Consider the following 17,853-nt stretch of genomic DNA (forward strand, 5'->3'; position numbering starts at 1 on the left):
GGTGTAGTTGGCGAAATAAGCTTCGGCTTCGGACACGGAAGTGATTCCTCCTGTGTTTCCTTGTGCCACGACATGTTTCTTGAACAGATCACGAATAAAAGAAAGATTGTTCAAAAAGAGTTCCTTCAAACCTGACATCATCCCCACAGCCTCCAGCCAACTCTGGGTAATGAAAGCTTCATTGATGCATTGTTCCCATCGGGGTATCGTTTCGGACAATTCGGAAAATCGGGGAAGTTTATCAACAGCAGCAACAGCAATTATTTCTTTTTCTTTGTTATTGTTGTTTTTCTTCTCTCCTCTATTCTTTTCTTCTCTTATAAAGTTTTGCTTAAAGCTTGCTTGCAATCCCTTTCCATATCGCTCATTATCAACACTTTGAATCACATTTTTGACTGAATTTCCATTTGTATTTTTTGCAGTCGTATTTTTCATACTTTCCGCACTACTTTTCACGTTGCTCTCCGTGCTGTTTTCCTTGTAGATTTCCTTATTATAATCCGAATGGATTGGCTTGCTGTTCTCCATGCAGACAGTCTTGTTACTATCTACATTGCTGCTTTCCATATAAATTCTCTCCTTGCTATCCATGCAAGGTGTATCATTGCTTTTCATGTAGACTTCCCCGTTATTATCCACGCAGGACGCATCACCGTTTTTCCCCTCGTTGATTCTGCCCCTCCCTATTGCAGACGCTGTAGACGCAGTTGCTTTTGCAGATGCTTTCACCGTACTTTTCTTACTGCTTCTCCCTCCCTTACTACCGGCAGCAGCACGTTGCTCGGAAAGTTTGCTCTGATATCCCATCACCTCATCCAGATACAGACATCGGAAATACCCGTCCTCTGTAATGAGAAACAAATCGAAGTCCTTAATAAGATGTTGCAGATTTTCCACGGTAGCTCCCCACTGATCGGCCAGCAAATCCAGTTCGTTAAAATCATGTTTGTATTCCTGCTGTTTTCGCAGAAACAATATCGTTTCAAGATACAACCCCAGCCCCATGCATTTCATGTCCGCATTCAGCTTCATCATTTTGTAATCCGACATCAAACTGCAATTCAGCCGGATAAACTGCTCTGTATAATCCATTTCTTTTGTGTGTTAGTATAAATATAACGCAAAGGAACGCAAAATATAAATAGGGCGTTGCTCACAAAAACAAGCAATTGTTAATAAACATTTCCTATCTTTGTCGAGACATTTTGTAAGTAGCTATGTTTATGCTGTTTACAAATCATTATTTAATAATTTAATTTTTAGTAACATGAAAAAAATTTGAGATCATCAGCACCTGCATCGGTAATGCCGTGCGAAGAAACGATTTAAACCCCAACAACTTGGGCGACAAAGGTGCGATAGGCCGGTCCACCGCCACCAAAATTCGAGACGGAAAGATTGTGACTCCAAATTCTTACTTCAAACTGATGAAATGGCTGGAAAAGGAGAAACCGGAGGTTTACAAAGAAGCCATGGAGCACATCCTGAAAGAACTGGGCAAGCTCAAGATGGAAGAGTAACCTCCCGGCTTCCCGGAAACGGAAATTTTCCCCGGTAAACGTGGAGAAACGAGAAACCGCCATAGAGCGCCTCTGCATGGAGACTGCCTCTATGGCGGTTTTTGCACCCGGAATAGCTGTTTTATTATCTTTGCAACAGTTGGATATAAGAAAGGTAAACCCTCAAATTAGGGCTTACGTAAATCATCTGCATATTCCTCAACCGACATATTTCCGCCCCAATCGCCTTCGTAACAAGCAAAAGGATCTTCTGTTTCAATATTCTGTTCCTTTGTATACGTATTTCTGATGGAATTTGTCAGTTTTGCAATCAAATCCGGTTTTTCATCTACACTCAGTGAAGACAATACACTCATATACACATCTGTTATACTTATATTTCCGACCATAAATCCTCCTTTTTTACAAAAGAACAGAATCTATTCCGAAGATCCTAATCGGATAGTCTTTTTTATCATTTCAGATGGATTTTAAAGTAAATACCACCGGAGAAATATTTCCCGTTGTTCAGTTCGGCAATCAGGTTGATGTGGTCTTTCCAAAGCTGGTAGTGTGCCCCGATGTTTACTGTGCGAGCGTCATATTCGGCCATCAGATCCAGTCCGTTCAAAGCTTTCACCGCCAGGTTGTCTTCCGGCAATAGGTTGAATTTGAAATTCACCCCCGCGGCAGGCCTTCTGTAATGAGGGAACCAGCAGGCACGGTAATCCACGTATGCGGCGTGAACACCCAGCGTCCCTACCCCGGTGAAACTGAAATGTTTGGTTGCCGCCAGATAATATCGTGTAAAATGATTGTTCTGCATACCGTCCTCATCGAACTTGATAGCCCCACCGCCGTATGCTTCATGCGAGGTGGGATCGTCCAGACCAAGGACTATCTGCGGAGTCCAAGACTTCCACCAGCCTTCTTTCCACAACCGCAGGCGAGCATTGAAGGCACGGTCCTGATTAGTGTACTTTCCCCAAGACTGCTCCGGAAAATAAGTGGAGCCATGATTTGCATAATTGATGGTGCAGGTGTATCCCACTTCAAGCCAAGGGAAGATGGTTATGTTCAGATAATAATTGAATGTGTATTTTATCTCATTGGTGGTAAGATACTGCAACGGAACAAGATGCAACACATTCCCTCCCACCATAAATGTCTTGTCTTTTTGCATCTCGGCAGTGGGGGCATGAAGAAGTCCTGTTGTGCCGTATAGTGCCTGTGCCTGACTCTGTAACGAGCTAATCGTAATAAGGCATATTAAAATTAATCGTATTTTTCTACCCATTATTATGAGAATTCCATCTATCTTTGCTTCCATGAAACGTTTGCAAGCAATAGTGTTATTAGTATTGAATGGGATGGTCTGGCTGGTGTCTTTCATTCTGCTCCTACCCATTGTTTCCTTACATAGTTTATGGAAACTATGCAAAAGGATCTTTGTAAAGCCCCAATAATTGTTTTGCAAAATAATAAAAGAATTGAATATCATCTATAAAATAGCGTCTGAACAGTCGCTTGGGTTCTTTTAGGAAGCGATAGAACCATTCCATTGCCAAGATTTGGACTAGTTTGGGAGCACGCTTTATATTACCGGCTTCAAAGTCGATGGTAGCGCCAAGGGCCATAAATAATTTTACACCAGACATCCGACTACGATATTTTGCTATCCACTTTTCTTGCTTGGGTGCACCAGCTCCAACCAACAACACAGTAGCGCCACTTTCATTGACAATTCGTATCAGTTCTTCACACTCCTGTTCGTTCTTCTCGAAACCGTAAGAGGGTGAATGAGCGCCGACCACTATTTGCCTCCCTACTCTCTTGTTTATATTCTCCATCGCCTTTTTAGCAACTCCTTCGGCTGCTCCTAACAGAAAAATTTTACAATTAGGATTATTGGCATGATAATTATAGAATGCCGTAAAGAAACTGCTTCCCGGAATAGCCATCGGTAAGGATCGCTTTAATAGTTTTGATGCAAGATAAAGGATCTGGCTATCGCATACTATCCATTCCGCTTGCTGGTAGATGTCATAAAATTCTCTGTCGTACTGAAGCTTTATTAGGTGGTCGAGGTTGGGGGTGTAGAGTACACCTTCCTCTAGTTCACAAAGAAGCCTATTTTGAGTAACAGGCAGGATATTTACATTCAAAATCCGGATAAACTTCATTTTTCTTACTTTGTACATTTACAGTCAAGACTATTAACCGTGCTCCTATTGCAAAAGCTTCACATAAATTCCTTTCAATTGCTCTATGTTATAATTCAGTGAGAAATTTTCACTAATCAGCCTATACGATTTTTCACTGAACAATCTTCTCATCTCATCATTTTCCACTAATTGTTTTATATGCAGAGCAAGTAACTCCACATCGCCAGGAGTAATCAAGAAAGCATTCTCACCATCATGAAGTACTTCTGGTATAGAAGCAATATTCGTACTTATATTAGGAATACCATATGCCATAGTTTCTAGTATTGTCATAGGAAGTCCCTCATAATAAGAAGGTAATACATTTATTAAAGTGTTGGCAAGAATTTCTTTTTTCATTTCTCCATCTATCCAACCTATATAAGCAATACGATGAGCTATATGCAGTTCATCCACTCTTTTTTTTACCCCATTAATATCTCCATCCCCACATAGATAAAATTTATATTCCATATCAATTTGAGAATCCAAACGTTGAACAACATTCAACAAATCATAAACCCCCTTACGTTCACCTAAACGACCTAAAAAAAGTATATTTTTCGCTTGAATATTATAAGGATTTTTCAGATAAGTGTTTACTGCATTATAAAGTACTTCCACATTAGCTTTTGGAGCCTTTTCCTTAATCATAGGAATTAGACGTTTACTCAATACAATATTCATATCCACCAATTCTAGAATTGAATTCACATAACGTTTTTTATCTTCACTCAACGAAGCATAAAACAATTCAAATTCTGCAGCATGATGGTGCATTATAGTTTTTACTCTTAAATGATGAAGGATTTTTACCAAAAATGCTTTACGATAGAAACTACCACGCTCTGCTGTATGAAGATGAACTATCTGATATTTCCCTATCATAGCATTAAATACTATATATAAATATTTAAGCCCAAAATATAGAATCAACCAATATTTATTTTTTTCAATATGAGTAGGTATATAATCAACCTTAATATCACCCCAATTCTTATAATTTAGATAATTTTTCACAACAGAAACCATTCCTCCCTTTACACTAAGAGCGGAACCACACATTAGAACATTTATCATAGCTCAATTATATCCTTTGCTGTTTATCAAGACTATCACTAAAGAACTACAAACAAAAAAGTTAACAAAGATCTTTACTAGATAAAACAATCTTTACATAAATAAGATTTTATGGCTATATTATCTTAGAAAGCATTATTCAAATAAACTAAAACCATCTAAATCGATAAACCCAAGATAAAATTTTATAAACTAAAAAACCGACTTTATGCTTCATTTTCTCACTATAAAACCAATCCCGCCACAACGATTGATCAGCATATTGAGCCAGTACCTTTTCTGTTTCTTCATATATACTTTTAGACTTGTTCAATATAGCCTCTTTCATGACATTGCGTCTTAAATCAGATTTTGCTTTATATATAGACTTCGGATTGACAGTTATTTGTTGCTGTCTTGCATAGTCAAGAATTATATTAAACGCTATCAAAGCGTCAGCTCTGACACTACAGATTTTTCTGTTTCTAGTTACACTATTCTGATTCATTCGATATCCGTATAACTCGGCATTATAATAATAAAAGCTATTCGCATGACACAATAGTTTAAACAACACAATCCAATCTTCGCCAATACGAATACCAGGAGTAAAACGAATTTTATGTTCAAAGAAAAGAGAACGCTTATAAATTCCTCCACACACACCTAAGACAGCTTTCCGTTGTATCACCAAATCTATATATTCCTCTCTTTCACAACTAAAAGACGCTTCATATGGATGTATCTTTTTACTGTTTTTTTTAAAAAGATACATTCCAAAACGCATCAAATCATATTTATAAAATTGTATCTGATGATAAAGAATATTCAAAGCATTCTTTACCAACACATCATCTCCATCTACAAACATAATCCATTCACCTAACGACTGCTCCAAACCTAAATTCCGAGCGCAACTTACTCCCTGATTTACTGTATGTATAGTCCTTACACTCTTATATCGGGAAGCGTATTCATCACAGATTCTGCCTGAATTGTCGGTACTCCCGTCATCTACCAATATTATTTCCTGTTCGCACGGACTATCTTCACAAAGCAAACTATCTATGCACTGTCTCAGCCAATCTTCACAGTTGTAAACCGGCACTATTACTGATACTTTCATTGATAATAAATTTACATCAATTTAGACAGCCCACGTTCTACTCCCCGCTTCACGACATTCATCCGATGAACAGAATATGGAAGATGTAATATCAACCATATTATGATTTTTCCTGTAAATCCACAGTGTAAGTATAAAATTCGTAACTTATTGCGAAACATATCACGATAATGGTTATCTATTGAATTTACATAATTTGAATAAGCCAATCTGAAAATTAAATCACGTTGAGCACCGATACATACTTCATCCATATGCTCCATAAAATCATTGATAGCTATCAAGCATGATTCTATGTTTTTGTCATTGGGAAGTTGCGTAATACTCCCCTGACGAATGTTATAAACATAGGTATCCATTTTACAGATAGCATATGATTTTACATATTTAGTAGCAAAGAAATTCCAATAATCATCTTCATGCAAAAGTCCTTCCTTGAAAAACAAGTTGTACTGAACCAACCATTCGCGTTTTATCAATTTATTCCAAACAGTAGACGGATAAATCGAACGCAACATATATCTTTTTATAATCTTTTCATCATCAGTATACTCAGATACACGTTTATTATTCATCATACTGAGATACTCATATCCAGACTTTGTAACTACAGCACCAGCTTGTACAATTTCAGCTTGAGGATATCTATGAGCTACATCCATTAGCCATTCAATACATTCCGGCACCAGCCAGTCATCACTATCCAAGAAATATAAATAAAATCCATGAGCCATATGGATTCCTTCATTACGTGCCGCAGACAATCCGCCATTTTTCTGTCTGTGTTTTATCGTAAAACGAATAGGTCCATTATATCCATTCAGTATTCTTTCTACGATTTCCATACTGGCATCAGGAGAGCAGTCATCCACTATAATGCACTCTATCCCTCCACTGTATGTTTGATTAATAACAGATTGGATACATTTCTCAATATATTTTTCAACATTGTAGACAGGAATAATCATCGACAACTCTATTTTCATATCCACTTATTTAGGTTTAGTTTTTTTTACAAAATACAAAGGACGATAACAAGAATAACCATAAAGTTGCTTGTATTTAACGAACAATGCTATTACAATCATATAATAAGCAAATGAGCAATAAATATTAGTTAAAAAGACAGACAATATGTATCCCCCATGCAATGAATAATTATCAAGTTTATTCCGACACGCAAAATTGGTTTTCTTTATCAACAGAAAGAAAAAGAATATCCAAACCAAAAAACCAATATACCCTGAAGAGGAAATAGTGTCCAAATAAAGACTTTCAAAGTACAAAGCATCAGTAGCACCATGATACTTCATGTTATGTACTATCGGATAACCATACCCCAACCCTGCAAAAAAATGGTCAGAGATAAGATTATTAACATAAATAGCTTGACTCATACGCATACTTTTATTTGACCCTTTAAAGTCATGTTCAGCAGCCAAATCATCATCCCAGAAAAATAAAGCAGTTTCAATATTTGAATGATAAACATCGCGCACAACCGGAACATTAATATACAAAACAATTCCAATAATCACAAAACCTATGCCTCTTATCAGGTTCTTCCTTGTAAAAATTCCTTTATTTACAAACATATAACCAAGAAGTAATAACATCGGCACAATAACGGAACGCTTAGTAGAAAGGAAACAATTCAAAACTGCCAATATAATAAAACTATTTTTTAAAATCTTATTGTCTATTTTCTGATAAAACAATCCAAAAGTCAACATAACCAACGAAATTTGTCCCCAGGGTATAGCTCCTTCGGATTGATTTCCTGACGCACTTGAACTTAAAACCCCTCTCAACATTTCCTCACCATTCCCTACATACAACTCTCCAGAATAATCGAATGCATTAGCAAAGAGCAAGACGTACAAGTTTATATGGGTGATATAAGTGACAATTCCCCAAACTCCTATTATCAGATAAGAAATACTCAATGTTTTCACACACAAACGAAGTTCATCTTCATTCTTTATGGCAATCATTAACAAAAAAAAGGGTGAAACTTCCGTTAATGCAAACTGTATTAGACTTCGATATTGAAAACTATAATCGACTACACCAAAAAGTCCCAATATCGCAATTGGAAAAATGAGATAAACAAAAGGAAACGTAGCGGCTTTGGCATTCTTCTTATCTTTTCTCCATACCATATGCCTTACCATAGCAAAAAAAATAAGAATAACCAACATAAAAGTGTATAAACTTAATCCTGCAACCCGTGTCGGGGTAGGTATAATCATTTTTACTGCAATATAAAATGCACAACCATAAGCCAGAGACTTAAAGCATAGGCAAAAATGTATTAATATAATAAGTATTACCAATATATGCAACATACTCAAGAATTATTTTTATTCCAGATGTTTCATTCGTTTTGCCCTAACTGATTTATAACATTTTCAAATTCGTTCAGATACATATTTTTATCAAACAAACGCGAACGTTCAACACTCCTTTTACTCATAACAGAAAGCTTAGAAGGATTATTATACAACTCCATAATCGCTTTCCGGATACTATTTACAAGATCATGTTCTTTATCTATAAACAAAGTTGTTGCTGAGGTACCTTCTTCAACCAGCCCCCCCGAACGGGTTGCAATAGTAGGTATTCCCGAAGCCAAAAATTCTAATATTGCTATATTAAAAGCTTCTTCACAAATACTTGGCACAACTGCTATATCAGCCGATTTATGATAACGATACAGATTCATATTATCAATATAGCCGGTAAATACAACCCTATCTTTGTGCTGAACAGCCATATTACAAACAGAAGATTGATAATCTGTCATTTGAGCTCCTTTAAAATCGGACGATCCTACAATCATCACTTTTATTTTAGGATTATCTATAGAAAGTACAGCTTCTATCAGCTCTTTCACTCCTTTTACTTCAATAATTCTTCCACAGTAAATGATTACAAAATCATCCAATGAAAACCCTAAATTCCGACGTATTTCAGTTTTCTCCTTGAGGTGAATATTCTTAGCAAACTTAGACAAGTCTATCCTATTTTTTAAAACCGATATAGACATATCTTTTTTAGTCATAGATGACATGAACTGCTTTTTAATAAAATCACCTACTACAATAATATGACCAAATGTATTTTCCTGAAAAGGGGTAGAGAAAGTCTCACAATGTATATGATTGACAAATTTATCGGTTCCATACATTTTGGAGGGCTTAGAGAAGACACCTATTTCACAACCTTCACTAATTATATAATCAAAATCAGCTCCATTATTGCACAAAAAATTTCTCACTCTACGGTTAAAAGGAAGTATGATTGATATATCATTTCCTGTTAATTTTCTCACCCCTCCTCTTAATTTCCACCAAAGTTTATTCTCTCTAGATTTAGGATGTTTTAATTGTACAAAATGAGTATACTTGTATTTCTTAAATTCTTGTTCAACTTTTGAATCACAACACTCCACTACTGTAAACTCGAATTTAGGAGTTCTCTCATTTTCATTTATCAATAGTTCTATTAATTGTTCAATAGCTCCTCCTTTTATAGCCGGTACAGGTAAAGCACCACACGTAACAAAACAAATCTTTCTCATCTTTTCCGTCTTTTCGATATTTTATTTAAGACAAAAGCGCTCATATTCAACATATTCTGCTTATTTAAATATAAATAAAGTAATAAACATGCAGTATAAGCAAAGACTAGCCTCCAATCATTCAAAATCAAAATCACCACATATGCTAACATTAATATTAATAATTGTTTTACCATATACCAACTACTGGTGAACTTCACAAACTTGCGAGAATAATACACTCGAGAAAGAGCTGTCAACAGATGAGATAAACAAATAGCCACACAAGCTCCCCATAACCCACACTTAGGAATCAGTAAAAAATTAAATGCCACCGCTGCTACTCCACCTACAACTACTGAATAGAAAGTATATTTACTTTGCCGTACAGCTGAAAATATAGTGCCCAAAAAGGCACTAGCATTTGAAAATATTACTGAAATAGTCAACAGTGGAATATATACCCATGCCTCATGAAACTCTTTTGCTGTCATTAAATTGATAAAAAGTTTAGCAGAGATCAATATAATAAAATAGACCAACATTTGCACGAACATAATCATCTGAAACATCTTATTGTAATAGATAGCAAAATCAAGTTTCTTATATTCTTCAACAACAGTAACAATCCACGCTTGCTGAAAAAAATTAAAAACTAAATTCATAATTCCCGGTAATTTCCCCGCAACCGCCATCAACCCAAGAGCAAATAAACCCACATAATCTTCTAATAAAGGTCTGTTCAGCCCCGAAATTAGCCACCACAATATAGAAGTAGGTATCAATGGAATAGAAAAACGAAGCATTTCTGTCAAAGCTTCCTTATCCCAATCATTAACAGACAAATACTTATAGGAATTAGAATAAAAAAATGCAAATAATGCCGTAGCAATATTAGCTCCAATAGTTGCTAATACAAAGCCATATACTCCTTGGGTAGGTATCAAAAGAAAAGAAAGAAATGCTGTCGTTATCGTCTGTACAATACCTGTAAAACTGAACACAGACATTTGGTTGATACCTCGACAAAAGTCCTGTGTATATTTTTGAAAAATATTAGAAATAAGAATTCCATAGATAAACCATATATTATCTATGAAAACATTTTTCATAGGTAAATAAGAGATTCCCCAAAATACAAACATGCATATTATGGAACACAAAAACTGAAATATAAACCCAGTAGAATAGTAATTACATACTTTTTGCTTCGTGGCTCCTACCGGATATATGTATATAGCATCGCTCATATCACAGGCAACCACATTGAGTAACAAATTTGCATAAACAATCAAAAGATCAGTAGTTCCATAATCAGCGGGTGACAGCCAATTAGTATAAAACGGTAACATGAAGAACCCCATTAATTTAGATCCAATATTACCAATTACTATAAAAGAAATATTCTTTACTAGTTTATCACTACGCCCCATAGGTCGTCTTTTAATTCTACAACATAACTATTAATGGAATAAAACCTGTTTAGCTTCTTTCAGCGTCAAGAAGCCCTCATCACGAATAAGTTCCTCATCCATCTGTTCACCCCACCAATCTATATTGACATCTGCTCCAAAAGATAAAGCAGAGGAAGAATTAACTGTTGCTACACATTTAAACGAAACTCCCATGACAGCAAGCATTTGCATTGGTATATTCTTATTGAAATGCAACGCTTCTGGAAAATCTTTCTCATAATTCCTTCCATCACGCGGATGTTTCTTTATAATGATATTTTCTTCACCGTAGTGTTCGATTATTGTACGGTACATTTCAATCTGTTCTTTATCTGACATTTTCCCATCTTCAACAAAAGCTTGGGTAAGAAGTATCACTTTACGACTTGCTAATTCCTGTAAATCCTCTTTGCTTAAATCAAATATGCCAAGAAGATATTGTTTCTTTTCTTTAGAACTACTGTCCCATTCTTCAGATAATCTTTTTACTATATTTTTTTTATTTTCATGATAAGGCTTATTATAAGGGGAAGATGTATAAATAGTTGTAACCATACTGCTTGTTCCTACAGGATGTTGGTAATAATCCCCAAAAAGCAAACGTTTTAACCTTTTCTTCAAAGGAGAGTATGTTTCAAATTCTTTATATTCACGATAGAGATTTGAATTTTCCCAAATATCTAAAACATTAGGACAATCTTCAATATACTTCATTTTCAACCCTCTCAATAAATCCCAATAAAAATCTAACCCATAAATATCAGCATCAAAAAGAAAAGCCCAGTCCTTTCTCCTTTTTACAAGAGTATATAAAGCCAAAACATATTTATTCTTATGCCAAAAATCCTTTAAATCAATAAATGTAGAATTAGGGAATTTATTTCTGATATTTTCAGGTATTGTATGAGCAAAAAAGAAAAATGTATTATCAATCTCCTTTTGACTACTCATCAATAAATAGAAAGTAAGTACATATGTAGAGCAAGGTATACATACCCTTGACATTTTAGAGTTATTCATTTTACCAAATTCAACTTTCCGTTAATATAACTATAAACCTAATATTTCCCGACTTTAGATATTTGTTGTTACAACCTCCTTTATCAGATACTATCATGCATACTTTTATACATTATCTCAGCAATAATAAAATCTTCCTCCCAATCAATATCTTTTGAATGAAACTCATCCATAACATGGAGCAATGGCTTCTGCCCTATACGATTCTTTTGTTCAATATAAACTTCTCTTTTCGCAAGAAACATTGTATGATTTATCTCATACAACGGTTCCAAATCCTGTGTCCTAGGCCAAGGAATATTGGTCGTATTATTTATCAACTTACCTTCTTTATTTAATAAAAAATTTCTTAATTCAGTTACCCCCACAAGAGAATCATAACCTTCATGTATTTTAGATAAATATAATTCAATACCCTTGTCGTATTCAGCTGAACTTGCTAAAGGAGTTGTTACATGTCCCCACATAATATGATCTGCATCAGTTATAGTGGGCACATAACAAATTAAATCCTGAAGGTTAGTAGAGCCCAAACAGAGTTCCTCTGGACGAGGTATAATTCTCACACGTTTATCCTGTGAAAACTTTTTAGCAACCTTCATACAGGTCTCATCATTTGTCGAAAGTATTATTTCATCTATTTTTTCACAACAAAGTAACTGTCTTATTTTATTCTCAATAAGTCCGCCCTCAATACCTGCAAACGGACGGGTATTCTTATTTTTTACTCGTTCACTACCTTTACGAGTAGGTAAAAAAAATGCTATTTTATCCATATTTATAAATATTGATAGATAGAGATCACATCAAGGTTTTTATACAAAGATGGAGTCAATGAAATTATTTCATTGCAACCTTTATTTTTAAAATCGTCAAACAATATTTTATTCTCATTAGAAAGAGCCATCTCTTTTTCCGAAAGCACCTCTCCTTTGTATCCGTCATATCCAACAACATATACCTCTTTCGCCCCAAGGGACAAAGCCGTTTGTAATGCGACTGTAGTGCAAGAATCAGGAAATGATTCAGTAAATGTGATTTCAGACAGTTCAAAAGCAGAATCCTCTGCATAACTAGGAACTTCAGTACCCATCAACCGAGGATAAGGAGGCAAAATACAAACCCCATTAAAATTTCTATCCGATATATTGCGTTTCAATCTTTTTGCCTCATTTCCCACTAAACAATATAACTTTTGATTAGGTAAATCATTATAAAAAGAAGCATGACGAGATGTCACAAAAATAAGAGGCATATCAGGATTCAATAGAATATATTCCTTTATGGCATCTAAGTGTTCAACACTAGAATTCCCTCCTCCAATAATCAACACCTTAGTTACCTTTTGCTGTTGTAACAATGGATAACGTGCATTATCTTTTACCTTATTCTTTTTATTATTCAAAGCCCTAACAATGCTGTTAAAACTATATGTTCTATTAGTTGCCCACTCCATTACCTCTTTCTGGGGAATAGAATTAGCACCTGAAATCATATAAGGAAGATTAGTACCCCATTTATGTTGTTCATACAAAGGTTGGAATGTTGTAATAACATCACCCAAAACATTAAAGTCTACATCAAGCCCCTTTTTATTGAGATAGGTCAGAAGTAATTCCATGTTGAGATTTCCCGCACCACGTCCCATGCCCAGAATAGTAGCGTCCACATAATCTATACCACAATCAATTGCTGTCAAAGTATTGATCAATCCCATCTGAAGATTATTGTGACCATGAAAACCTATGGAACAGGATATATTACTTTTTACTACCTGGAATATTTCCCGGACATCCTTCGGTGTGACTCCTCCAAAAGAATCAACCATACAGAACAGGTCTATTATCCCATCCAGTCTATTAAGTTTATTATAAAAATCATCATAATCACCCCACTTGGACATATACATCACATTAAAGCCCACTTCAAACCCCATAGGTTTTACACTTTGAGCCAACACCAACGCCCTGTCAAAGTTATTGGGATCTATAGCAATACGGACCATATCAACCAAACCAATGATTGGTTGAAGAAGATGTACCATGTCAGCAGGATGAGTACCCTTCTCATTTAGCATCACCACAAGTTTCTTTGTACATGTTTTACGTAAATGTTTCAACACAGAAATTGGCGAATAGCCAAATTTTCCAAGATATTCTTTAGATGGATTATTACGATAACCAACTTCTAAATAATCAATGGGCAACTGATTCATTGCCTGAATATAGGAGTCAACCACTTCTGAAGAAAAATCCCAATTGGTATAATATCCACCATCCCTTAATGTACAATCTAGAATCTTGAACATAGAATATTATTTATAGAAATTTATTATTATCATTACAAAAATTACATTACACAAGAATATCCATAAATATCTCACCTTTTGTAATTCTCTCCTCTCAATACGCATTCTTCTCCCCCACAATCACATGTTCCACAATCTTATAGATGATATATAAGTCAAGCAGTATTGTCCAATGATCCATACCAGATATCACCCTTTACACGTTCCTCATCTAAGACAATTCTTTCGTTTCACACGGAAACAGTGCGTCTAAGCTCAGCTGATAACCCCGAGTTTTATAAAATAACACACCATATACTTATTAATCAGACGGACATAAGCTTCCATATGAGCCAACATATGTGGACGGGAACCTACTATTAACATACTACCTTTAAACACATTGATGAACTAGGGAAGTTTATTAATATTAGAACGAAGAAGTAAATTCCCAAATTTTGTTTTACAAGGACCATTAGCATAGCCTGTTTACTGTCAGCTACATCGTTCACTTTCATTGAACGGAATTTATAACATACAAAATCTCCGCCATTCAAATTCTTACGCATCTGCTTAAAGAATATAGAAGCAAAGAACTTTATGATACTTTTGACAATGAGATAGACGAAAGAAAAAAACAGTAATAAAAAAAGACTATAGACAACAATATTAAAGATATATTTCAAAGGATATTATTTCATAATTCAAACTCCCTATTTAAAGTTCTTGCACCACGTATGTCCTCAGCTATCTCTTCCGTCACACGATCATCTCCCCATCGTCCGACAAATTCTGAAGTCCAGTTTAGAGCATCTAGCGTATCATCCTCGACTAGTAAAGAAGCAGAAACCTGTTTCATTGATCCTAACTCAATATCAGAGTCTAATTTTTTCAACGTACCCATTGAACAGTTTCTTATAAAAAAAGATAATGACACATAAGGAGAATTTAGCAATGCCTGTATTACATTGGATGCTATCAAAGCATTTATCTTCATACTCATTTCTTCATACTCCTCCAATATTTCGTTAGAAACATAAAGAATATATTTACCGGAGTGCAAGCCTCTCCACACATTAAAGTAATTCCCTCTTTTTGAAATAGATGAAATCAGGCAATTAGTATCCAGTACTATATTAATCATTATAAGGCACTCTCAAATGTTCTTTCAATATAGCCTCATTCTTATCCTGATCCCACAAACCTTCATCCCACAACTTATCCATATCCTCCTCTACTCTTTGAGCAAAGTAGGTTGTCAAAGATTTACGTATTTCTTCCAAGGCGCGCTCGTCTTTAGCATAAGAAAACATCTTTAACAAGTGTAGCTGGACTGGGTTAAAAGGTTCTGATTTCATATTCTTTAGCTTTTATATTCCACAAAAGAACAAATTATATTTCACTTATCCTAGCGATTCAACTTGTTTTTAATAACACTGCTCTTACTCCCCCCTCATATCATCTACAAAGCCATTTCAATGCCTCAGCCACCGGTCATAATCAGCCAACCGGCTGATCAGCTGCTGCTTACTCTTTTTCGGCTTTTCCTCTTTCTTCCACGGATCAATCGCCTCATGCGCCAAATGATAATAAATACTGCTATCCGTACAACCATAAAGTGTAACCACAGCAAGTGCACGCGACTGCTCCGCCTTGACGAGAGGAAGCATTGTCTGCATAACGCCAACTAGCTTTGCCGCCTCTTCTTCCATATCCAATATAGTATAAGCCGGCAGCAAAATGGCATAAAGCTTGCAACGCATCACATCCGTATCCATCTGGAGATTGTCATATTCTTTCAACGCCTTGGCAGCCAGGGAACGATCTTCCTCACTCACCCCCTCCGCACTGTGATAACGCTGAAGAGCATTGTGCAAACCATTCAACATACAGTCATTGTCCAGACGGGTATATACATGCTTGTCCTTATCATTCAGGGCAATTACCTCATACTCACCCGGCATCACACGCAGCAGCGGAACCCACATCCAGTTCTCCACACATACCATCACATCCTTTCGCCCGGCTCCCGGCTGAATGACAACAGTCGCCTCCACCCCCTTAAACCGTCCCTCGGTAATGCGTATCCGGTCGCCCTTGCGCAAACCATCCGGCTGGGGTATATAAACAGGAAGTGTATTGGAATAAGAACGGGCCACCCACTGCAAATTCTCCATTGCCGCATCGGAAAGGTAGGGGAAATACTCCCGCTTCCGCTCCCTCACCCGAGGCAGGAAACTGAGTACAGGAAAACGTTGCATCAGCTGGAAAACATCACGCTCGGAGGCACGGACGAATACATAGTTGAAGAGTAAGGGACGCTGGGTATTGACGAATTTGCCGTCTATACGCCTCACTTCCTGATAGGAAGGAGCAAAAAAGCCGAATGAGGGCTCGCCTGCCTGTATGCGGCGGTCCTGTTCCCGTTGCAAACCGCGCACTCCTCCCCTATGACAGTCGGGAAGCGACAACACATACCAACGCACGGCATTGTTATTCCGCAAAGCTTCCAACGCTTCGGGAGATGCCACAGAACGCTTCGGTTTATCAAACTGATGGGATAGCTTTTTCATGAGATTTATCGTCAGAAATCCACGCTGACCGATACTGGAAGACCATATCAGCACAGTGTTTATAACTGGCTGATAAATAGCTTTTTACACAGATTTCATTTTGTATTTCTGAAATCTTTTATTTGTTGTTTCTTTCGTCCGAAGACGTCTTTTCTGTCTGCTTTTTATAGACATGTTTATACCCTCAAAAAAGGTTCTTTACCCTTTATATAAAAGGAATTTAGAAACTTTTTGAGGGCACAAAGATACACTATAATTGTGTATTACACAATAAAAGCGCTTAAAAAATAGGAAAACTTACTTTTGATAAGAAAATAAGAGATGGGTATATTTCGTAATCACAATAAAAGATTCAAGTTTTACAAATATTTATTCAATAGGACTGTAATAACCTTATCCAATTCTATAAGGTCATTCTTTATAGTAGTAAATACTATCTGCTCGTCTACATTACTATATTCATGCGAAATAAGATTGCGCATATCATAAATAGCCAACCAAGGAATTTCCTTATATTCAGAAAGCGGTGATGGTTGTAAAAACAACAACTTTCCTACCTGTTCACCTATTACTTGAAGGCGCATAACACATGCATTGAACACCATCACTTTATCCATGGAGGCTAAAAAAATCATCAGCACAATTTATTTCTTTACTCCATTGCTGTATATAGTAAATGGATTCTTTTATCTGGGTTAACCTGTCGCAAATGGTTAGTCGTCCTCCTTTATACATAAATGGCTTCTTTTTCAATATTCTGTTTCAAAAATGGAGACAGTGAGGAACGGAAACGCACTAAATCAATTTCACAATGAAACATTTCCGTCAAAACAGTCTTCAAAGTGTACATAGTGGATAAAGTAGGATTATCAATATCTACAACAATATCCAAATCACTATCTTCCCTGTTCTCTTGACGTGCAACCGAACCGAAGATACCAATTGATTTAATTCCAAACTCATGCCCAAAACATTGTTTGAAACTAACTAACTTTGCCTTACATTCATTTAAGCATAACATACTTTTCACCAACTTTAGGTACTGGAACAAAGATAAACCTTTTATTTG

General features: G+C 36.0%; 17 protein-coding genes and 3 pseudogenes. 1 reads left to right on the forward strand and 19 read right to left on the reverse strand.

Going from position 1 to position 17,853, the window contains the following annotated elements:
* A pseudogene (locus tag AB5935_RS10425) lies at nucleotides 1-1,092 on the reverse strand (DUF4373 domain-containing protein); the annotation flags it as partial.
* A 218-nt stretch (nucleotides 1,093-1,310) separates the two neighbouring features.
* Between AB5935_RS10425 and AB5935_RS10430 the strand changes: the two are divergent.
* Entirely contained in the window at nucleotides 1,311-1,520 is a 210-nt protein-coding gene (locus tag AB5935_RS10430) for a hypothetical protein (RefSeq protein WP_032940510.1), read from the forward strand.
* A 167-nt stretch (nucleotides 1,521-1,687) separates the two neighbouring features.
* Here the strand turns inward: AB5935_RS10430 and AB5935_RS10435 are convergent, their stop codons facing one another.
* The 18 genes and pseudogenes from AB5935_RS10435 to AB5935_RS10520 form a co-directional block, all read right to left on the reverse strand.
* Nucleotides 1,688-1,909 carry a hypothetical protein gene (locus AB5935_RS10435; RefSeq protein ID WP_008653485.1) on the reverse strand — a complete coding sequence of 74 codons (222 nt, stop codon included), beginning with the start codon at nucleotides 1,907-1,909 and terminating at the stop codon, nucleotides 1,688-1,690.
* A gap of 65 nt (nucleotides 1,910-1,974) precedes the next feature.
* On the reverse strand, nucleotides 1,975-2,796 hold the full coding sequence (locus tag AB5935_RS10440) for a YjbH domain-containing protein (protein ID WP_038612410.1): 822 nt from the start codon (nucleotides 2,794-2,796) through the stop codon (nucleotides 1,975-1,977).
* 136 nt (nucleotides 2,797-2,932) lie between these two features.
* Nucleotides 2,933-3,682 (reverse strand): WecB/TagA/CpsF family glycosyltransferase, encoded by a 750-nt coding sequence (locus AB5935_RS10445; RefSeq protein ID WP_005843192.1) that lies wholly within the window; start codon nucleotides 3,680-3,682, stop codon nucleotides 2,933-2,935.
* Between the two features lie 45 nt (nucleotides 3,683-3,727).
* Nucleotides 3,728-4,783 carry a glycosyltransferase family 4 protein gene (locus AB5935_RS10450; protein WP_032938784.1) on the reverse strand — a complete coding sequence of 352 codons (1,056 nt, stop codon included), beginning with the start codon at nucleotides 4,781-4,783 and terminating at the stop codon, nucleotides 3,728-3,730.
* A gap of 148 nt (nucleotides 4,784-4,931) precedes the next feature.
* Nucleotides 4,932-5,888 (reverse strand): glycosyltransferase family 2 protein, encoded by a 957-nt coding sequence (locus tag AB5935_RS10455; RefSeq protein WP_005843188.1) that lies wholly within the window; start codon nucleotides 5,886-5,888, stop codon nucleotides 4,932-4,934.
* A gap of 11 nt (nucleotides 5,889-5,899) precedes the next feature.
* Complete coding sequence (locus tag AB5935_RS10460) at nucleotides 5,900-6,874, reverse strand: glycosyltransferase family A protein (protein WP_038610285.1); 975 nt, start codon at nucleotides 6,872-6,874, stop codon at nucleotides 5,900-5,902.
* Between the two features lie 6 nt (nucleotides 6,875-6,880).
* Nucleotides 6,881-8,236 (reverse strand): O-antigen ligase family protein, encoded by a 1,356-nt coding sequence (locus AB5935_RS10465; protein WP_038610288.1) that lies wholly within the window; start codon nucleotides 8,234-8,236, stop codon nucleotides 6,881-6,883.
* 29 nt (nucleotides 8,237-8,265) lie between these two features.
* Entirely contained in the window at nucleotides 8,266-9,471 is a 1,206-nt protein-coding gene (locus AB5935_RS10470; protein ID WP_038610291.1) for a glycosyltransferase family 4 protein, read from the reverse strand.
* Nucleotides 9,468-10,883 carry a lipopolysaccharide biosynthesis protein gene (locus tag AB5935_RS10475; RefSeq protein WP_038610294.1) on the reverse strand — a complete coding sequence of 472 codons (1,416 nt, stop codon included), beginning with the start codon at nucleotides 10,881-10,883 and terminating at the stop codon, nucleotides 9,468-9,470. Before AB5935_RS10475 ends, AB5935_RS10470 begins: the two co-directional genes overlap by 4 nt.
* A gap of 30 nt (nucleotides 10,884-10,913) precedes the next feature.
* On the reverse strand, nucleotides 10,914-11,855 hold the full coding sequence (locus tag AB5935_RS10480) for a glycosyltransferase family 52 (RefSeq protein ID WP_237043763.1): 942 nt from the start codon (nucleotides 11,853-11,855) through the stop codon (nucleotides 10,914-10,916).
* A 152-nt stretch (nucleotides 11,856-12,007) separates the two neighbouring features.
* A complete protein-coding gene (locus tag AB5935_RS10485; RefSeq protein WP_005843178.1) occupies nucleotides 12,008-12,700 on the reverse strand; it encodes a cytidylyltransferase domain-containing protein in 693 nt (230 codons plus the stop codon).
* Nucleotides 12,701-12,702: 2 nt separating this feature from the next.
* A complete protein-coding gene (locus AB5935_RS10490) occupies nucleotides 12,703-14,232 on the reverse strand; it encodes an aldolase catalytic domain-containing protein (protein WP_038610300.1) in 1,530 nt (509 codons plus the stop codon).
* A 94-nt stretch (nucleotides 14,233-14,326) separates the two neighbouring features.
* A pseudogene (locus tag AB5935_RS28425) lies at nucleotides 14,327-14,897 on the reverse strand (sugar transferase); the annotation flags it as partial.
* 11 nt (nucleotides 14,898-14,908) lie between these two features.
* Nucleotides 14,909-15,355, reverse strand: coding sequence for a PIN domain-containing protein (locus AB5935_RS10500; RefSeq protein WP_244058120.1), 447 nt, complete (start codon nucleotides 15,353-15,355; stop codon nucleotides 14,909-14,911).
* Nucleotides 15,348-15,569, reverse strand: coding sequence for a hypothetical protein (locus AB5935_RS10505; protein ID WP_038610303.1), 222 nt, complete (start codon nucleotides 15,567-15,569; stop codon nucleotides 15,348-15,350). Before AB5935_RS10505 ends, AB5935_RS10500 begins: the two co-directional genes overlap by 8 nt.
* A gap of 117 nt (nucleotides 15,570-15,686) precedes the next feature.
* Nucleotides 15,687-16,784 (reverse strand): transcription termination/antitermination protein NusG, encoded by a 1,098-nt coding sequence (locus AB5935_RS10510; RefSeq protein WP_038612424.1) that lies wholly within the window; start codon nucleotides 16,782-16,784, stop codon nucleotides 15,687-15,689.
* 359 nt (nucleotides 16,785-17,143) lie between these two features.
* Nucleotides 17,144-17,519, reverse strand: a pseudogene (locus AB5935_RS10515) (DUF86 domain-containing protein).
* Entirely contained in the window at nucleotides 17,512-17,805 is a 294-nt protein-coding gene (locus AB5935_RS10520) for a nucleotidyltransferase family protein (RefSeq protein WP_007832427.1), read from the reverse strand. Before AB5935_RS10520 ends, AB5935_RS10515 begins: the two are co-directional and overlap by 8 nt.
* Between the last annotated feature and the right edge of the window lie 48 nt (nucleotides 17,806-17,853).

This window comes from Phocaeicola sp. RTP21198st1_B8_RTP21198_201120 (genome assembly GCF_040929485.1).
GTDB lineage: Bacteria > Bacteroidota > Bacteroidia > Bacteroidales > Bacteroidaceae > Phocaeicola > Phocaeicola dorei.